Raw genomic sequence first — 17,120 nt, forward strand, 5'->3', positions numbered from 1 at the left:
AGTCATTCACCCTTCTACCTTCAATTCAAATATTGTATCTCGTAACTCAGCCGCACGTTCAAAGTCAAGCGCTTTTGCTGCTTCCTTCATTTCTACTTCTAGAGAAGCCAAGAGCTGTTCTCTTTCCGCCTTTGTCAGCTTTTTGCCTTTTGTTGCCTTTGTTACATACGATTCCTCTTCTTCTGCTACTTGTGTTGCACGAATCACATCTGGGATTTTCTTAATGATCGTTTGAGGTGTTATGCCATGCTCCTCGTTATAAGCCATTTGTAACGCACGACGACGTTGCGTTTCATCAATCGCCTTTTTCATCGAGTCTGTTATATGATCCGCATACATAATGACATGACCATTCGCGTTACGAGCAGCACGACCAATGGTTTGAATCAATGAACGCTCTGAACGTAAAAATCCTTCTTTATCAGCATCTAAAATTGCCACAAGGGACACCTCAGGGATATCAAGACCTTCACGCAATAGATTAATACCTATTAGCACATCATACGTTCCTTTGCGTAGCTCACGGATAATTTCAATACGTTCTAGTGTCTTAATTTCTGAATGTAAGTATTCTACTTTTAAGCCCATTTCCTTCAGGTAAGCCGTTAAATCCTCAGACATTTTCTTCGTTAGCGTTGTCACTAAAACTCGCTCATCACGCGCAATTCGATCTTGTATTTCATCAATTAAATTATCAATTTGACCTTCAATAGGACGTACATCAATTAATGGATCTAATAATCCAGTTGGACGGATAATTTGCTCTACCATTTCTGGTGTATGCTCCAGTTCATAAGGACCTGGTGTGGCTGATACATAAATCGCTTGATGTACGCGGTTTTCATACTCTTCAAAACGTAATGGACGGTTATCTAGAGCAGATGGCAATCGGAAGCCATGTTCTACGAGCACTCCTTTACGTGCTTGGTCACCATTGTACATTCCTCGAACCTGTGGAAGTGTTACGTGACTTTCATCAACCACAAGTAAAAAGTCTTCGGGGAAATAATCTAACAAAGTATATGGAGTAGCACCTGCTTCACGCAATGTTAAATGACGTGAATAGTTTTCAATCCCAGAGCAAAAGCCCATTTCACGCATCATCTCTAAATCATAGCGTGTACGCTGTTCTAAACGCTGTGCCTCTAGTAATTTATCTTCTGCACGTAATAATGCAAGTCGTTCCTCTAATTCTTTTTCAATGTTTTCAATCGCTTTACGCATTTTCTCTTCTCGTGTAACGAAGTGAGATGCAGGGAAAATAGCAACATGCTCTCGATCCGATAAAATCTCTCCCGTTAGTGCATCTACCTCACGAATGCGATCGATTTCATCCCCAAAAAATTCCACACGAATACAATGCTCATCACGAGAGGCTGGGAAGATTTCCACTACATCTCCACGTACCCGAAATGTTCCGCGAGTAAAACTAACATCATTTCGCTCATACTGAACGTCTACAAGCTTGCGCAGTAGCTGATTACGTTCAATTTCCATACCCGTACGAATGGAAACAACCATTTCTCGATATTCTTCGGGAGAACCTAAACCATAGATACAGGACACAGATGCAATAATAATGACATCCTCACGCTCAAACAATGCAGAAGTAGCAGAGTGACGCAGCTTATCAATTTCATCGTTAATGCTAGAGTCTTTTTCTATATAGGTATCTGTCTGCGGTACATAAGCTTCTGGTTGGTAGTAATCATAGTAGCTGACAAAATATTCAACGGCGTTATTTGGGAAGAACTCTTTAAATTCACTATACAACTGGCCAGCTAGTGTTTTATTGTGTGCCATAATTAGTGTTGGTTTTTTGACTTGCTGGATGACATTCGAAATGGTAAACGTCTTACCTGTTCCAGTAGCACCAAGCAATGTTTGATGACGTTTGCCTGCTTTCACACCCTCCACTAATTCCGCAATGGCCTGTGGCTGATCCCCGTTAGGCTGATATGGCGCTTGTAAATCAAATGTTTGCACTCATGTCCCCGTCCTTTCTTCCAATTTGTACATATATTTTAGCATAGCAATATTAAAATTTCGAACATTTAACGAACGAATGTTTGTAATTTTTTTTTTCATCTCTAAAATTTTTATTACATAACAATACAGTCAATTTAACTTGTTACTCTTATAATAGCCGTTTTATTAGGTTTTCAAGCTTCATCGATGGATGGGATTTCCTGTTTTGCTTTATGTGCAGCTCACACTCTCTCAGGAGCCGGGGTCTGTACTTTTAGAGCGTCTCTCACTTTTTTTATAAACAGCGTCTCAAACTTTTTAAATGACTTTCCCCATTCTATAAGCAAGATCACTTCTTCTAACCAAAACATACAATCTTCACATCCTCTGCAACTATTTTCAAAGGCAAAAAAATCCCACTCTCCAATAGATATGGAGAGCGGGTTCGTCAATATGATTCATCTTCTGTTTGGTGTAAGGAAGTTAGTTCGGATGCGTATTGATAAAATGCGTTTTCATCTTTTTCATCGAGTGCTCTATCTATCAGAACCATGAGCTGCTCTTGCCGATGCATACGCTGGATACGATTTAAAAATAAATCTAAATAAATCTCGTTTAATAATTTCTCTGCCTCATCAACTTTTTTCGACTGACCAACGGCTTTCAGAAAATCTGTATACGAATAATATTTATCCAACGATCCCACCTCGATCCTTTTCTAAATTATATGAAAATTGAATTTAAAAAGCAATGCTTACGATTCGAAAATATCTTGGATTAGCTATTAATCATTTTATATTTAGAGCAAATTCTCTAGGCATTTCGTGCTTTTCTGAACGATTTTCAACTATTTCATTTAATTTAAGAAAGTCATATTCTGTTTTACACTACCGTTATCACTAGAAAAGAGGAGGCACTCCCTATATGACAACTAACTTTGTAAACGGCTACTTAATTTCATTCAATACTTATTTGCTGCAACCTATTCAGCATGACTCCAAAGTCTTCACGCATGTGATTGATAAGCATAATGAGCTGATTGTTACACGCAAACCGATGCATGTCCTTCGAAAATCCTGTCTCTCATTAGGATCAACTTATGAAGCCGCAAAACAATCGGCTAAACGTTTTTTCGGCAATCAACATAAGCTACCAATCGTCGTGGCCTTTGATTATGGTTATCCCTGTATTTTTCTGCCAACTTATTCACCCAGCTCCATTCACAATATATGGATAGGGCTTCATGCAATTATTAATATTACTCCTAGTGAATTGGGGTGTATTGTAACGTTAAAAAATGATAAACAAATCGAACTACCTATTCGTTATGCTTCCATTAGTAAACAATTTCTTAACGCTTCTATGCTGTATAAATATTACATGAATGAACGAAAACAGCTGAGCCAAGATGCACCCTATCATCCACCCTTTTAACAAAAATTCCCCAAGAGCATCTCACTCTTGGGGAATCTGGGTATTAATTTATTTTTGAACGTAAATAGGCATTAATAAATGGATCTAAGTCGCCATCCATCACAGCACCCACATTACCTGTTTCTTCATTTGTACGATGATCTTTCACCATCGAGTATGGGTGGAAGACATACGAACGAATTTGGGAGCCCCAGCCTATTTCTTTTTGCTCACCGCGTATTTCATCTAATTGTGCCTGCTGTTTATCAAGTTCTAATTGATATAGCTTCCCTTTTAACATCGTCATCGCTTTTTCACGGTTTTTAATCTGGGAGCGCTCAGCTTGACATTGTACGATAGTACCAGTAGGAATATGCGTAATACGGACTGCAGAATCTGTCGTATTAATATGCTGACCACCTGCACCTGTTGCACGATACGTATCAATTTTTAAATCCTCTGTACGAATATCGATTTCTATATTGTCGTCAAACTCTGGCATAACATCACAGGAAACGAAGGACGTATGACGGCGGCCAGACGAATCAAATGGAGAAATACGTACTAGACGATGCACACCCTTTTCCGCTTGTAAATAACCGAAAGCATTATGACCTTTAATCGACAATGTTACAGATTTAATCCCAGCTTCATCTCCTGGTAGATAGTCCACTGTTTCCACTTTAAATCCACGCTTCTCAGCCCATCGTGTATACATACGTAATAGCATTGAACCCCAGTCCTGTGACTCCGTACCACCAGCACCAGGATGCAGCTCTAAAATGGCATTGTTTTGATCGTATGGGCCACTTAGCAGTAATTGAAGCTCAAAATCAGCCATCTTTTGTTGGAATTCTGCTAGTTCTTTGCCTAGTTCTTCTTGTAATTCTTCGTCTGGTTCTTCACGCAAAAGTTCCAGTGTCATATCTAAATTTTCATGTGTTTCCACTAAATCTTTATATTCATTGACAATAGCTTTTAAGCCATTTCCTTCATTGATAATCACCTGAGCACCTTGCTGATCATCCCAAAAGCCTGGCTCTAGCATCATTTCATCTAGCTCCTGAATACGTGCCTCTTTGTTCTCTAAGTCAAAGAGACCCCCTAAAGTCCGCCAATTTTTTGGCTGTAGTGTCTAACACATTGCGTACATCTGCTAATTCAATCATCGTTAAATCCTCCGAACGTTAGTCATGGAGCTAACACTTTAATCATAAAGCTCCGTATCTTTTTATTATAACGTTTTTAGAAACGAAAACATACTATCTAGCAGATGTTTTGTGGAATTAAGTCAACTATCCTGCGTCTCGTCCTCAAACATATTCTTGGCAAGACGTTGAAATACTTTCACACGGTCATACTGAACAAGTAAATATTTTGTTCGTTTCTCTAGTCTATATTTTAATAAAAATGCTCTTTGAATCCGAGACTCTAACGCATTGACACTGACATCCACAATAAATTCCTTGCCATTCATAAAAGTAACCTTTGTCCTCTTTTTATCCACAGCGACATAGTCATCTATATGATGAACAGCGAACCAGATACAGTCAGGGTGTAAAGGAGACCTACTAGGAAACCATAAAATATTACAACGTTCGTGCACGACGATAGGATTTTTATTAAGCTTGCCTAGGATCATTTTCGAACCATCGAACGCTCCTCTTAAACTAGAACCAAAATAACGCAGATTAAAGTCCAATAATTTCGTTGGTGGTAACGTAGATATATACTCATTATTTTTCTCATACACCTGCGTACATAAATTTCCAAAGGAATCATACACAGGCATATACATCATTGTTTCACTATTCATAATATCTTTTTTATGCATCTATAGTCCCCCTTTATACATTTTATGTTGCTTCCAGTCAAAATAAAAAGGAATATACAAATATGCGTACATTCCCGCTATTTTCAATGAGTAAGATTGCTTGAAAATCCCGATCCTCCTTAAGACTTAGTATCACCATCAAAAATTCAGGATAATAATAGGATAAATAACTTGTACTATATACCTATTATTACAGCTATTGTATACCCATATTTTTCAATTGTCTATAAATTCTGACTTTTTATACTAAAATTTCTTCATTTTTAAGTAATTTTATAAAGAAAAAATCATTTCAACACGTAGTTAAAATGATTTTTTCACCTAGATATTATTGAGCTGTGCCATGACAGTTTTTAAATTTCTTGCCACTACCACATGGACATAAATCATTACGGCCAATGTTTTCAGCTTTACGTACTGGTTGCTTTTTCGGCGCAGCGCCACCTTCTTCTTTCGGATTAACAGCCTGCCCCTTTGCCACCTCTTCACGCTCCAGATTATTGCGGATTTCTGCTTTCATCGCATATTTCGCAACATCCTCGCGAATAGAGGCTACCATATCCTCAAACATCGCAAAGCCTTCTTGTTGATATTCACGAAGAGGATCGTTTTGACCATAAGCACGCAGATGGATACCTTGACGTAGTTGATCCATTGCATCAATATGATCAATCCATTTTGTATCGATTGATCGTAATAAAATAACCTTTTCAAACTCACGCATACGCTCTGGTGTCAGTTCTGCCTCTTTTTCATCATAACGAACATGAACAGCATCAGAGATTAGCTGATTAATATCTTCAGCAGACTTGCCTTGGAAATCAGATACTTTAAGTTGACCTTCCTCTAAAAGATTAGCCGCTACAAAGTCTTCAATAGCCTTTAGGTTCCAATCCTTCTGTTCACCTTGAGTATACAGGCTAACAACATTATCAATTGTTTCTTGAATCATAGACTCAACAAGCACACGCATATTTTCTGTTTCTAGTACATCATAACGCTCTTTATAAATAATCTCACGTTGCTGACGTAGTACATCGTCATATTGTAATAAGCGTTTACGCGCATCAAAGTTATTACCCTCGACACGTTTCTGCGCTGATTCTACAGCTCTCGACACTACTTTAGATTGCAATGGCTGGGAATCATCCATACCTAAGCGCATCATCATCGACTTCATATTATCAGAGCCAAAACGACGCATTAAATCATCCTCTAAGGATAGGTAGAATTGTGTAACCCCTGGATTCCCTTGACGACCAGAACGTCCACGAAGCTGATTATCAATACGACGTGATTCATGTCGCTCTGTACCGATTACCGCTAAACCGCCAATTTCGAGTACTCCTTCGCCAGGTTTAATATCTGTACCACGTCCAGCCATGTTAGTTGCAATTGTCACTGCACCCTTTGTACCAGCGTTCGCAATGATTTCAGCTTCACGTTCATGATTTTTCGCATTTAATACATTATGAGGAATTTTATGTTTATCCAATAGTTTAGAAATAATCTCAGACGTTTCAATAGCAACTGTACCAACAAGAACAGGTTGACCAGCTCTATGACGCTCTGCGATATCAGCAGCAACTGCTTTATATTTCCCTTCCATCGTTGCAAAAATCAAGTCAGCACGATCATCACGAGCAATCGGTTTATTCGTCGGAATAGCGACAACATTCATATTGTAAATATTACGGAATTCCTCTTCCTCTGTTTTCGCTGTACCTGTCATCCCTGCAAGCTTTTGATACATACGGAAGTAGTTTTGGAAGGTAATTGTCGCCATTGTCATCGATTCATTTTGAATCTCAACGCCTTCTTTAGCCTCAATCGCTTGGTGTAAGCCATCAGAATAACGACGACCCTTCATCAAACGACCAGTAAAGCCATCAACGATCACAATTTCGCCATCCTGCACAACATAATCGACATCATTATGCATACTAACATGCGCCTTTAATGATTGATTGATCGCATGATTTAAACGAACATGTGTCAAATCAAATAGATTATCGATGCCAAATGCTTTTTCTGCCTTTTCCACACCTGCATCTGTTAACGTAACACCTTTTGTTGACTCTTCATACGTATAGTCTGTCTCTGCATTTAACATACGCACAAACGCATTAGACTGTTTATAAAGCTGTGCTGATTTCCCAGCTTGACCCGAAATAATTAATGGCGTACGAGCTTCATCAATTAAGATCGAGTCCACCTCATCAATGACAGCATAGTGCAATGGACGTTGTACACGTTCCTCTTTGTAAAGCACCATGTTATCACGTAAGTAGTCAAATCCTAGCTCATTGTTTGTACTATACGTAATATCTGCCTCATAAGCAGTACGTTTTTCATCTTTTGAAAGGCTATTTAAATTAAGCCCAACAGATAAGCCTAAGAAATTATAAAGTTGTCCCATTTCAGCAGCATCACGACTCGCTAGGTATTCGTTGACTGTTACAACATGTACACCTTTACCAGTGATGGCATTTAAATAAACAGCCATTGTCGCTGTTAAAGTTTTACCTTCCCCGGTTTTCATCTCCGCAATATTCCCCTCATCAAGAGCGGCTGCCCCCATGATTTGAACGCGGAATGGGTACATCTCTAATACACGTTTTGCCGCTTCTCGACAAACAGCAAACGCTTCGGCACGAATCGACTCTAAATGCTCACCCTCAGCATAGCGCTTTTTAAATTCATCTGTTTTCGCTTGTAGTTGATCATCTGAAAGCTGTTCCATTTGAGAAGCGAATCTCTCAACTTGGTCAGCGATTTTTTCTAATTTTTTTAGCTCACGTTTATTGAAATCAAATAATTTATTTAATAGGTTTGCCATGAATGTTTTTCACTTCCTATATAGATTCAACTTTCATTTTACCATTGTGTAACAGTTTCATGCAAACTGTCACCCCGGCTACATATGATTGTCATACCAAAAAAAGGCCCTCGCCATCGCGAGAGCCTTTGTCATCATGAAGTTTTAAGTAGTTTCAATTAAGCCATATTTTCCATCTTTACGTTTATATACAATATTTGTGCCGTTCGATTCAGCATCTGTAAAGACATAGAAATCATGTCCAAGCATATTCATTTGTAGAACTGCCTCTTCTTGATCCATAGGTTTTAAATCAAATTGCTTTGTACGAACAATTGAGTATTCTTCTTCCTCTGACACAGCATCAGCGGCTGCTTGAGTAGTAGCAAAATAAAGGCCTGCACCTTCACGCTCGCGGAATTTACGGTTTACTTTTGTTTTATGCTTGCGGATCTGACGCTCTAATTTATCAACAATTAGATCAACAGCAGCATACATATCATTATGACGCTCTTCAGCACGAAGAGTTAGATTCTTCATTGGAATAGTAACTTCCACTTTAGTTTGTTTGTCATTGTAAACCTTTAAATTGACATTAGCGTTGGCATTAACATCTTCGTTAAAATAGCGTTCAACTTTATCGATTTTGTTCTCAACATACTCTCGAATAGCTGGAGTTACCTCAATATTTTCACCACGAATGTTAAAGTTTAACATGTAAACTCCTCCTTTATAACTGCTATACTATCTATTTCTACACAAGTGTGTGAAATTCCTCTAAAATCATTCTTTTTTTTACAAAAATTTTTATAAATTATTATTTTGTTTTTTCGCTTCTGCTGCTTCCTTTTTTCGTCGAAGCTTTAGTTCTTCAACAATCAAATCTTCCACGGGTCCTTGATTATTGAAATAGATGCCGTATTGCTTGCCGCTCCCAAATGGACGACTCCAAATCACTTCTCCATAAGCGCGAACTTCTTGTGTATCAAGCACAAAATGGATATCTAATGGAGGAGGGTTTATACCTAAATCCACTTCCGTAAACATCTTTAATCCACGTGGGCTTATATCCAACAAGTCAGCCATAGCCGTTTGTCCATGATTGACCTTCCCATTCTCATAAATAGCAAAAGTTATTTGAATAGGCTCCTTAAATTTAAATCGGAAACCTTCTTGACGCTTAAAGATCATATTCCCACCCCAGTACTCTTTTAAACATGTTTATTGCTTTGATTATGCCATGATGCCCAACTAACAGCCACAGGGAATAAGTAACATATTTTACCGTTGAATAGCCTAATTTATGACTATTTCATGATAATAACGGTTTAACAAAAAAGAGACCATCTCTTTCGATGGTCTCTAATTGTGTCTAAATTTGTCCGCTGTTTCCCTGACCAAATTGCTGTTGTCGATTAATGCGAATTACTTCCTTCCACGTATCGCGAAATTCCGTCACAAATCCTTCCACTTCCTCAATAATGGCTACATCATCTAGCATATTGGCTTCCATTAAACGTTGGTTCATATATTCATATAATGCTAACATATTTTTAGAAATAGCATAATCCATGTTTAATGTCACTATTAACTCTTGAATAATAGCTTGCGCTTTTTGAATATTGGTATTTTTAGCTTGAATCTTTTTTTCTCGAGTAGCTATCTTAGCCAGATGTAAAAACTTCAAGCAACCATTATAGAGCATCAGTGTTAGTTCTCCTGGAGAAGCAGTAGAAACAGTATTTTGTTTATAGGCATTTTGCGCCGATAAATTAGCTGACATAAAAGGTCAACCCCTTTTTTAGAATATATTCACATTTATTTTTTCGAATATTACCATATATAATATATATCACAAAGCTCTCCCATCAAATTTCTACTTTTTTGAGAAAAGTCGTAATATATAAATTCGTAAACATTGATTTGTACAATTTGCACTTATACCTATCTATATACATCAATTTCCTTATCTAAAGAATCAGTGATTATATGATTTTGGTTATCTAAATGTTATTTGTGATTATTCAATAGTAAGTCACATCACATCTTTAAATTTACTAATTTTTTTTATCATAATACATCCCATCCATTACTCGCACACTAGCAAAAGGATTATAATATTGAGATTCATTTTTTTTAGCTTTTTGTAGATTTGTTAAATCCTTCTTAATGGAATTTATTACAATCTCCAATCTTTCTTTAATTCCATTATCTAATTCTAGTAATTTACAATGAATACGATTTTGCTTGTCAAAGCGAAAACCACCTTCTTGTACTAACATATCTATAATAATTTTACGTTGATCCAGAAGCTCATGTATATGTGCAATATATTCATCACGTTCTTCACTAATTAGTGTATCGTCTAAAACTTTATATAAGTTCGTCGATACTTGTAATAGTTGTTCTACTAGTTGCATAGTACACCTCTATTTCACTTAATGACGACTCTTATTTACCTTTGCATAAAAATACTTGATTGTTCACTGGCTTTGTTCATTGCTTGCTCCATAGCTGTGAATTGTTTCCAATACATTTGCTCAATCGTTTCTAATCTTCTTTTTAAATTATCCATTCGCTCAGTTGTTGCTTTCAAATCTCGACCAATACTAAATTTTTCATCGGCCATATTTGCTCGTCCAGCTTTATCCTCAATAGCAAGTTTAAAACCTTCCAATGAATCACGTAGTTTTTTAACAAAACCACGTGTATCTGTTGTAATGGTCTCCTCTACACCAGTATCTGGGTTCACTTTTGTCACAGTACCATTTTTATTTCCAGTACTTGTAAGGAGTTGCTCAACAGCATCTGGATTTTCTGTTAAGGCTTGACGCAATTTCTCCTCATTAATCTCAATCATACCACCATCGTTATAATTTTGAGTTGTAGTAATACCAATTTTATAAAGGGTGTTATAGTTTGTATCCTCGACTGCGGGATTAGACTGGTAGAGTAAAGAACGCATATTAGATAAACCATCGCGCAAAATACTATCTCTACTTAGTAAACCACTTTTCGCTTTTTCATCCCAAAGTTTTACTTCACTCTCAGACAGCTCTTTCCTTTGTTCATCCGTTAGTGGTGGATAATCTCGGTATCTTGTTTCATTTGTTTGATCCATTAAGTCTTTGACAAACCCGTTATAGGTTTTCACAAAATCTTTCACCTTATCTACCATCTCATCTACATTGCTTGTCGCAGTGATTGTAACAGCAGGACCTTGGTCAAATTTCTCCTTTAATGTAATGTTATAACCAGAAATGGAGAAGGTGTTGGATGTACGTTCCGTTTCGATACCATTAACTGTGAAAACAGCATTTTGTCCCGCTGTTGCACTAGCTTTTTTACTTATATCTGGATTAGCAAAATCAGCTGCTGAAAATCCTAGAGCATCTGCACCGACAAGCTCGATTTCCTCCCCATTTGTTACATCACCTGTATTTTTAGCGGTAAAGGAGAATCGGCCATTTTCAAAAATGGCTGTCACACCAGCATTACTAGTATTAACTTTATTAATAAACTGATCCACTGTCATACCTTCTATAATGCTAATTTTTGTAGCTTCTTTTGCAAGTGTCCCATTATTTTGAATCGCTTTAATATCAATCGTTGAACTAGTTACACCCAAATCGCTTAATTTTGTTGAGCCAGTTGCTGTTTCAGTTTTTACTGTTTTTGCTCCTACTAGACGACCTGCAGTTGCTAATTGTTTTACTTCTTCAATACTTATTGTACCTGACGCACTTCCAGTTGCTTTAGCATCGACTAAATTAGAGTTAGAACTAGAAGCCGTCTTGCTATTAAGTTCCTTTAACACTAAATTGTCAGCCATATACGTATCAAATGCTCTGATTTTTGTATTAACAGCTCGGTAAGCATCACGTTGCCATTCCCCTATTTGCTTATTTTGAAATAGTCTGTCTAATGGTGCTCGTTGTGTTCTCATCATTTTTTGTACAAGTCCATCAATATCCATTCCCGAGACCAGACCGCCAATTCGATTTACCATAATCATTTTCCTCCTTAATATTGAATACGTTTAGATTTTTTCGTCTACTATCAACCCAAGCATCTTTTGCATTTCATAAAAGGCATCTAATAACTTTTTAGGTGGAATCTCTTTTACAACCTGATCCGTTTCCTTATTTACAACCGTTACATAAAAGCGATCTAACCCTTCATGATAAACAAATTTTGCCGTATTGCTGTTTGCCTCCAACACATTATTCATCGTATCAACTGCTTGTTGTAGTTTTTCTTTTGAAATTTCTTTTTCTTCTACAGTAACTAACGCTGTTTCTCCAATTGGTGTTGAACTTATATGAGTATAATCGGTAGATGTTATTTTCTCTGATGCTTTGGTTGGAGTTACGTTGCCTCCTTCTGTAGGCTGCCCTTGCGATGTAATACGCATTGAATTCACCTCACATAAATATTTTTTTACTTGCTTCTATTATCGGAAGTAATTTCTATAAGTTTCATGTTTTTTTGCGAAACGGCTAAATTCCCCACAATTTTCAGGAAGCGCCACTGGAATTATATTTTATTCAACGAGCGGTTGCATGATATTCTCACAAACAAAAAAATCTTTCTCCACATCAATATCAAAAGATCGCTCTTCTGGCATTTCATATGCAACTGTTTCTGAAGTAATAAAGCTTTCCGTTTTCTTTAATTCTTCCACTTTCGCCACATATACAGCGCCATTTAAAATATATGCTTTCGGTAATTCTTGCCTTCTTACTACTAATGGCGAATCTATTAATGGTTGCATAACATCATCTTTATTTAATGTGTACATCCAATATGGCGATTGTGCCGCCTCTGCAACAGAAACACAAAAATCCCCATCATTTTTAAACATTTTTTCGATAGTCCCATCAATATCTTCAGCTGTTCTTAATGGTGAAGTTGGTTGGAGCACTACTACATAATCGTAATCTGGACATTGTTCTAACGCATGCAAAATGGGCGCTACACCTGGTGTATCATCCTCAGCTAAATGGGCGGGTCTAATGAAAGGAACTTCTGCACCATATTCAATAGCGACTGTACTAATTTCTTCATCATCCGTCGAAACAATTGTTGTCGTAATATATTTCGATCTTTTAGCTGCTTCAATTGTCCAAGCAATGAGTGGCTTTCCTGCTAGTAGTCTTATATTTTTACCCGGTACTCCTTTTGATCCTCCACGCGCAGGAATTACAGCTAAACATCTTGCAGTCATATATCCAACCTCCCAAACTCTTCATTCGCCCGATAAAAATCATCCATCTGCCCAATATCCAACCAGTATTCATGAATTGGAAATGCTGCTGTTTTTTTACCTCTTGCCATCAATTGCTCAAACAATGTCGGCATATCATAAAACTCAGATTGTGGTATAAAATCTAATACCTCAGGACTTAAAACATAAATACCTGCGTTTATAAAACTACGATGTATAGGTTTCTCTTTTATATTGACAAGATTCGCGCCGTTCGTTTCAATCACACCGTACGGAATTTGAAACTCATACTCCCGCACACACATCGTCGCAATCGCTTCATGCTCCTTATGAAACTGCATGAGTTGATCAAAATTAATTTGTGTCAGCAAATCGCCATTCATGACAAAAAAAGGTGCTACCGGACGCTCTTTTAATAACGACAATGCCCCGGCTGTCCCCATCCTCTTTTGTTCTTCTATATATTCAATCGAAATTCCAAAAGGCTCACCATCTTGGAAATACTCTTGAATCATCTCTTTTTTATAATTAACCGAAAAAATAAAGTTCGTGTAGCCATGTTGCTTGAAGCTATCAACGATTGTTTCGACGATTGGCTTATTCCCCACTTTCAACATCGGTTTCGGTACGTCATTCGTTAATGGGCGTAGACGTGTGCCTAAACCACCCAACATTAAAATAACACTATTTTTATTTTCACCAATATTTTGCCACTTATCAAAAAATACTATATCGATTAATTGTTTTGCACTATCTACAATCGGTAGCTGCTTCAGCTTCTTTTTTTGCATCAACTGTTTATACTTATAAGGTTTTTGCCCAGCTAGAGCGGTAATAGGTGTTGTATTCATCACTTCATCAATCGATACATCTAGCCCTTCACCGCGCAAAATACCACGCCGAATATCCCCGTCCGTCACAGTACCAAGCAAATGCTGTTCGTCGTCTACAACAACTGCAAACTGAAGTGAAGATGCATCAATAACTTGCATTGTTTCTAGTAGTGTATAATTTTTTTTCACAATAATTTGTTGCCACTGTTTCATTATTTACACTTCCTTCGCTGGCACACCATACGCCGTCTTATTATCTTCTATGTTTTTCAAAACGACTGCTCCAGCTCCTATTAAACAGCCTTTTCCAATCGTTATATTTTGAATAACAGTAACGCCTGTACCGATATGCGTCCCTTCACCTATAGTCACTGCACCAGATAATACAGCCCCTGGTGCGATATGTATGTGCTCTCTAATCATGCAATCATGATCAATTTGAGCACCTGTATTAATAATAGTATTATCGGCAATTTTGACGTTTGTTTGAGCAATTGTACCTGCCATCATTTGTACACCTTCGCCTAAAGTAACAGAAGGGGCGATAATGGCAGTCTGGTGGATGACAGATTTAAAACTGTAACCTAACTGTGTAAAATGTTGATAAATTTTAGTGCGTAAACTGTTAGGTCCCACCATACCAATTCCTAACACTAAATCAATCTCTTTTGGATTATATTGCAGCACAATATCGTCTTGCCCTAAATAACGAAGGTTAAAAAAATTATCTTCTTCATTCAGTGCGGTAAAGCCAATAATTTTCTCATCTTGCGCTAGTAATGTTTCTGTTAAAACCGATGCATGTCCACCGTTGCCAATAATAATAAGCGGTTTATTCATCAATCATCGCATCCTCTGCATAATTTTTAGTAGCAGTTTTACCAATATATCCCCAGTACTTTGATGGCGCGATCCCATTACCGGGACGTTTAACGGTTAAGTTCATTTCTGAGAATACTTCTCCTACTTGTATCGCCTTTTTCGCGACTAAGCTTTTACGGGCTGACTGGCGATTTTGCAGCTCAACTGCTGTCGGCTCTTTTACACCATCGCCGAGTGCCTCTTCAATTTCACGTATTCCCTGTACCATCGTTTTCAATTCTTGTGGATTTAATGATGCGACATGGTCAGGTCCTTCCATTTTCTTATCTAAAGTAAAATGTTTTTCAATAACTGTTGCACCCATAACTACAGCTCCGATGGGTATAATAATGCCTTCCGAATGATCAGAAAAACCAATAGGCACTTGGAATGTTGTACGTATTGCATCCATAGCCTTTAAGTTAATAGAATGTACAGGTGCTGGGTATTGTGTTGTGCAGTGTAGCACTGTTACATATTTTTGTAGCAGTTCTTTCGCTATCAATGTTTTATAAAACGCTTTAACTTCAGTAGTATCAACACTCTGCTGTGGATAAGCTAGACCATACGCAATAAACGCTAGTGCTTCATGTATCTCATCCACCGTCGCCATACCCGTAGATAAAATAATTGGACGTTGCTTTGTCGCAATGTAATGGATGAAGGGCGAATTCGTTAGCTCACCAGATGGAATTTTCACAGTTTGCATCGCTAATTGGTCTAATAAAAAATCGACACTTTCAAAATCAAAAGGTGTCGATAAAAAAGCGATGTTTTGCTCACCACAAAATGCATGAAGTTCTACAAATTCGTCAAATGTTAGCTCAAGTTTTTTGAGCATCGCATATTGTGATGTAGCTTCACCTAGATTTTCAACTTGATAGTCTGCTTGTTGTGCTTCTTTCGTCACTATTGTTTCAGCCTTGAATGTCTGAAACTTTACAGCATCCGCGCCTGCATCTTTTGCGACAAGGACGAGCTCCTTTGCTAACTCTAGCGAACCATTATGATTTACACCGGCTTCTGCGATGATGTATGTTTTAGTCATAGATCATAAAACTCCTTTACTACTGTAAATGACGGTAACTCTTTTAAAATATTTATAATTTTTTTAGAAACCTGACCATCTCCAAATATTTGTTCATACGGCTCATTAAATGATAGGGCTTGTTCAATCGCATCCACGATATCTTTCGTTCTTAAAGCCACATCGAACACGGAATTTGGTCGCTCTCGTCCCTTTTGTCTTGTCCCACAATTAACTGTCGGTGTTTCCAAGTATGGAACCTCGATTAATGCGCTTGAAGAATTACCAATGACAACTTGTGCATGTTTTACAGCGCTTAAATAGCGCAATTGCCCTAATGAATCATATAATTGCGCATTTGGGTGGTCATTAACGAATTGCTGAATCACTTCATTGATCGCTCTGCCACCATTATCTGCATTTGATTTTGTAAATAATAAGTTAACTTCTGGATAATTTTCTAATGCTGCTAAAAGCTTAAAGATTCCACCCGTTTCCCCGTTCGTTTCTGGATGATATGTAATTAAAAACAATGGTTTATTTTCATCTACAGAAAGCTGCTCATATAACGAAGCTTTTGTTAATAAGTCAATAGTCATAACATTTTCTATGCCAATCGCTCCAACATTAAACACACGCTCTGGATTCTCACCAAGTTGGATAACACGCTTGCGATGAGATGCTGTGCTTGTAAAGTGCCATGTCGCCATTTTCGTAATTGAATGCCGTATCGCATCATCATATGCGCCGTACGTACACTCTCCCCCATGCAGATGTGCAATTGGGATTTGCATAATGAGAGCTGCCTGTGCAGCGGCTAACATTTCAAAGCGATCTCCTAATATGATGAGTAAATCTGGTCGTAATCGAGTGAAGGCATCCGCAAAGCCAATTGTCGCAAGCCCTATTGACTTTACAACGCTATTCGCACTATCCCCTGACAGCAGCATCTCCACTTTCTCATCAATCACAAAGCCATCACGTTCAATTTGTTCGTATGTATTGCCAAATTCAGGAGATAAATGCATCCCAGTTACGACTAACTGCAACTGGAATGCATCATCTTCTTTTATCTTCTTAATCAATGGATATAATAAACCATACTCTGCTCTTGTACCTGTCATAACGCATATTTTCAT

At 37.7% G+C, this 17,120-nt stretch carries 17 protein-coding genes; 1 reads left to right on the forward strand and 16 read right to left on the reverse strand.

All coding sequences use genetic code 11. The features are described 5' to 3' along the window. Window positions 1-6: 6 nt before the first annotated feature. Both uvrB and ACHZEU_RS10255 read right to left on the reverse strand, forming a co-directional pair. The gene (uvrB, locus tag ACHZEU_RS10250; protein WP_115674275.1) at window positions 7-1,986 is read right to left on the reverse strand and encodes an excinuclease ABC subunit UvrB; all 1,980 of its coding nucleotides are present in this window, start codon (window positions 1,984-1,986) and stop codon (window positions 7-9) included. A 430-nt stretch (window positions 1,987-2,416) separates the two neighbouring features. After that, window positions 2,417-2,665 carry an IDEAL domain-containing protein gene (locus ACHZEU_RS10255; RefSeq protein WP_054549770.1) on the reverse strand — a complete coding sequence of 83 codons (249 nt, stop codon included), beginning with the start codon at window positions 2,663-2,665 and terminating at the stop codon, window positions 2,417-2,419. Window positions 2,666-2,892: 227 nt separating this feature from the next. Between ACHZEU_RS10255 and ACHZEU_RS10260 the strand changes: the two genes are divergently transcribed. Then, on the forward strand, window positions 2,893-3,402 hold the full coding sequence (locus ACHZEU_RS10260; RefSeq protein WP_048392055.1) for a competence protein ComK: 510 nt from the start codon (window positions 2,893-2,895) through the stop codon (window positions 3,400-3,402). A 43-nt stretch (window positions 3,403-3,445) separates the two neighbouring features. Here the strand turns inward: ACHZEU_RS10260 and prfB are convergent. The 14 genes from prfB to neuC all read right to left on the reverse strand — a co-directional run bounded on the left by prfB (window position 3,446) and on the right by neuC (window position 17,120). Beyond that, a protein-coding gene (gene prfB / locus ACHZEU_RS10265; protein WP_237497242.1) for a peptide chain release factor 2 occupies window positions 3,446-4,550 on the reverse strand; the annotation gives its coding sequence in 2 pieces (ribosomal slippage) (window positions 3,446-4,474 and window positions 4,476-4,550; 1,104 coding nt in all). Between the two features lie 122 nt (window positions 4,551-4,672). Next, window positions 4,673-5,215: a competence protein ComK gene (locus ACHZEU_RS10270; RefSeq protein WP_048392056.1), complete on the reverse strand. Its 543-nt coding sequence runs from the start codon at window positions 5,213-5,215 to the stop codon at window positions 4,673-4,675. A 328-nt stretch (window positions 5,216-5,543) separates the two neighbouring features. Beyond that, window positions 5,544-8,054 (reverse strand): preprotein translocase subunit SecA, encoded by a 2,511-nt coding sequence (secA, locus tag ACHZEU_RS10275; protein ID WP_054549768.1) that lies wholly within the window; start codon window positions 8,052-8,054, stop codon window positions 5,544-5,546. A gap of 144 nt (window positions 8,055-8,198) precedes the next feature. Beyond that, window positions 8,199-8,750: a ribosome hibernation-promoting factor, HPF/YfiA family gene (hpf, locus tag ACHZEU_RS10280; RefSeq protein ID WP_004227537.1), complete on the reverse strand. Its 552-nt coding sequence runs from the start codon at window positions 8,748-8,750 to the stop codon at window positions 8,199-8,201. 90 nt (window positions 8,751-8,840) lie between these two features. Next, the gene (locus tag ACHZEU_RS10285) at window positions 8,841-9,224 is read right to left on the reverse strand and encodes a PilZ domain-containing protein (protein WP_048392058.1); all 384 of its coding nucleotides are present in this window, start codon (window positions 9,222-9,224) and stop codon (window positions 8,841-8,843) included. A 181-nt stretch (window positions 9,225-9,405) separates the two neighbouring features. Then, a complete protein-coding gene (fliS, locus tag ACHZEU_RS10290; RefSeq protein ID WP_279493975.1) occupies window positions 9,406-9,816 on the reverse strand; it encodes a flagellar export chaperone FliS in 411 nt (136 codons plus the stop codon). Window positions 9,817-10,090: 274 nt separating this feature from the next. After that, window positions 10,091-10,453 (reverse strand): flagellar protein FliT, encoded by a 363-nt coding sequence (locus ACHZEU_RS10295; RefSeq protein ID WP_216486501.1) that lies wholly within the window; start codon window positions 10,451-10,453, stop codon window positions 10,091-10,093. 35 nt (window positions 10,454-10,488) lie between these two features. Then, window positions 10,489-12,042, reverse strand: coding sequence for a flagellar filament capping protein FliD (gene fliD / locus ACHZEU_RS10300; RefSeq protein WP_279493973.1), 1,554 nt, complete (start codon window positions 12,040-12,042; stop codon window positions 10,489-10,491). A gap of 30 nt (window positions 12,043-12,072) precedes the next feature. Continuing rightward, window positions 12,073-12,447: a flagellar protein FlaG gene (locus ACHZEU_RS10305; protein ID WP_279493972.1), complete on the reverse strand. Its 375-nt coding sequence runs from the start codon at window positions 12,445-12,447 to the stop codon at window positions 12,073-12,075. A gap of 129 nt (window positions 12,448-12,576) precedes the next feature. Beyond that, the gene (locus tag ACHZEU_RS10310) at window positions 12,577-13,260 is read right to left on the reverse strand and encodes an acylneuraminate cytidylyltransferase family protein (RefSeq protein WP_279493970.1); all 684 of its coding nucleotides are present in this window, start codon (window positions 13,258-13,260) and stop codon (window positions 12,577-12,579) included. After that, window positions 13,257-14,306, reverse strand: a complete 1,050-nt coding sequence (locus ACHZEU_RS10315; protein WP_257961516.1) for a nucleotidyltransferase family protein — start codon at window positions 14,304-14,306, stop codon at window positions 13,257-13,259. Before ACHZEU_RS10315 ends, ACHZEU_RS10310 begins: the two co-directional genes overlap by 4 nt. Window positions 14,307-14,309: 3 nt before the next feature. Further along, window positions 14,310-14,933, reverse strand: a complete 624-nt coding sequence (locus ACHZEU_RS10320; protein WP_279493969.1) for an acetyltransferase — start codon at window positions 14,931-14,933, stop codon at window positions 14,310-14,312. Beyond that, window positions 14,926-16,002 carry an N-acetylneuraminate synthase gene (gene neuB, locus ACHZEU_RS10325; protein ID WP_279493968.1) on the reverse strand — a complete coding sequence of 359 codons (1,077 nt, stop codon included), beginning with the start codon at window positions 16,000-16,002 and terminating at the stop codon, window positions 14,926-14,928. Before neuB ends, ACHZEU_RS10320 begins: the two co-directional genes overlap by 8 nt. Then, window positions 15,999-17,120 (reverse strand): UDP-N-acetylglucosamine 2-epimerase, encoded by a 1,122-nt coding sequence (gene neuC / locus ACHZEU_RS10330; RefSeq protein WP_279493967.1) that lies wholly within the window; start codon window positions 17,118-17,120, stop codon window positions 15,999-16,001. The genes neuB and neuC overlap by 4 nt, the downstream gene beginning before the upstream one ends.

This window comes from Lysinibacillus sp. S1 (assembly GCF_044986265.1).
Taxonomy (GTDB): domain Bacteria; phylum Bacillota; class Bacilli; order Bacillales_A; family Planococcaceae; genus Lysinibacillus; species Lysinibacillus capsici.

Excerpts from the sequence above, each read along its gene's own strand:
- ACHZEU_RS10260 (WP_048392055.1), top strand. The coding sequence starts at position 2,893 with ATGACAACTAACTTTGTAAACGGCTACTTAATTTCATTCAATACTTAT.
- ACHZEU_RS10270 (WP_048392056.1), bottom strand. The coding sequence starts at position 5,215 with ATGCATAAAAAAGATATTATGAATAGTGAAACAATGATGTATATGCCT.
- secA (WP_054549768.1), bottom strand. The coding sequence starts at position 8,054 with ATGGCAAACCTATTAAATAAATTATTTGATTTCAATAAACGTGAGCTA.
- hpf (WP_004227537.1), bottom strand. The coding sequence starts at position 8,750 with ATGTTAAACTTTAACATTCGTGGTGAAAATATTGAGGTAACTCCAGCT.
- ACHZEU_RS10285 (WP_048392058.1), bottom strand. The coding sequence starts at position 9,224 with ATGATCTTTAAGCGTCAAGAAGGTTTCCGATTTAAATTTAAGGAGCCT.
- fliS (WP_279493975.1), bottom strand. The coding sequence starts at position 9,816 with ATGTCAGCTAATTTATCGGCGCAAAATGCCTATAAACAAAATACTGTT.
- ACHZEU_RS10295 (WP_216486501.1), bottom strand. The coding sequence starts at position 10,453 with ATGCAACTAGTAGAACAACTATTACAAGTATCGACGAACTTATATAAA.
- fliD (WP_279493973.1), bottom strand. The coding sequence starts at position 12,042 with ATGGTAAATCGAATTGGCGGTCTGGTCTCGGGAATGGATATTGATGGA.
- ACHZEU_RS10305 (WP_279493972.1), bottom strand. The coding sequence starts at position 12,447 with ATGCGTATTACATCGCAAGGGCAGCCTACAGAAGGAGGCAACGTAACT.
- ACHZEU_RS10310 (WP_279493970.1), bottom strand. The coding sequence starts at position 13,260 with ATGACTGCAAGATGTTTAGCTGTAATTCCTGCGCGTGGAGGATCAAAA.
- ACHZEU_RS10315 (WP_257961516.1), bottom strand. The coding sequence starts at position 14,306 with ATGAAACAGTGGCAACAAATTATTGTGAAAAAAAATTATACACTACTA.
- ACHZEU_RS10320 (WP_279493969.1), bottom strand. The coding sequence starts at position 14,933 with ATGAATAAACCGCTTATTATTATTGGCAACGGTGGACATGCATCGGTT.
- neuB (WP_279493968.1), bottom strand. The coding sequence starts at position 16,002 with ATGACTAAAACATACATCATCGCAGAAGCCGGTGTAAATCATAATGGT.
- neuC (WP_279493967.1), bottom strand. The coding sequence starts at position 17,120 with ATGAAAATATGCGTTATGACAGGTACAAGAGCAGAGTATGGTTTATTA.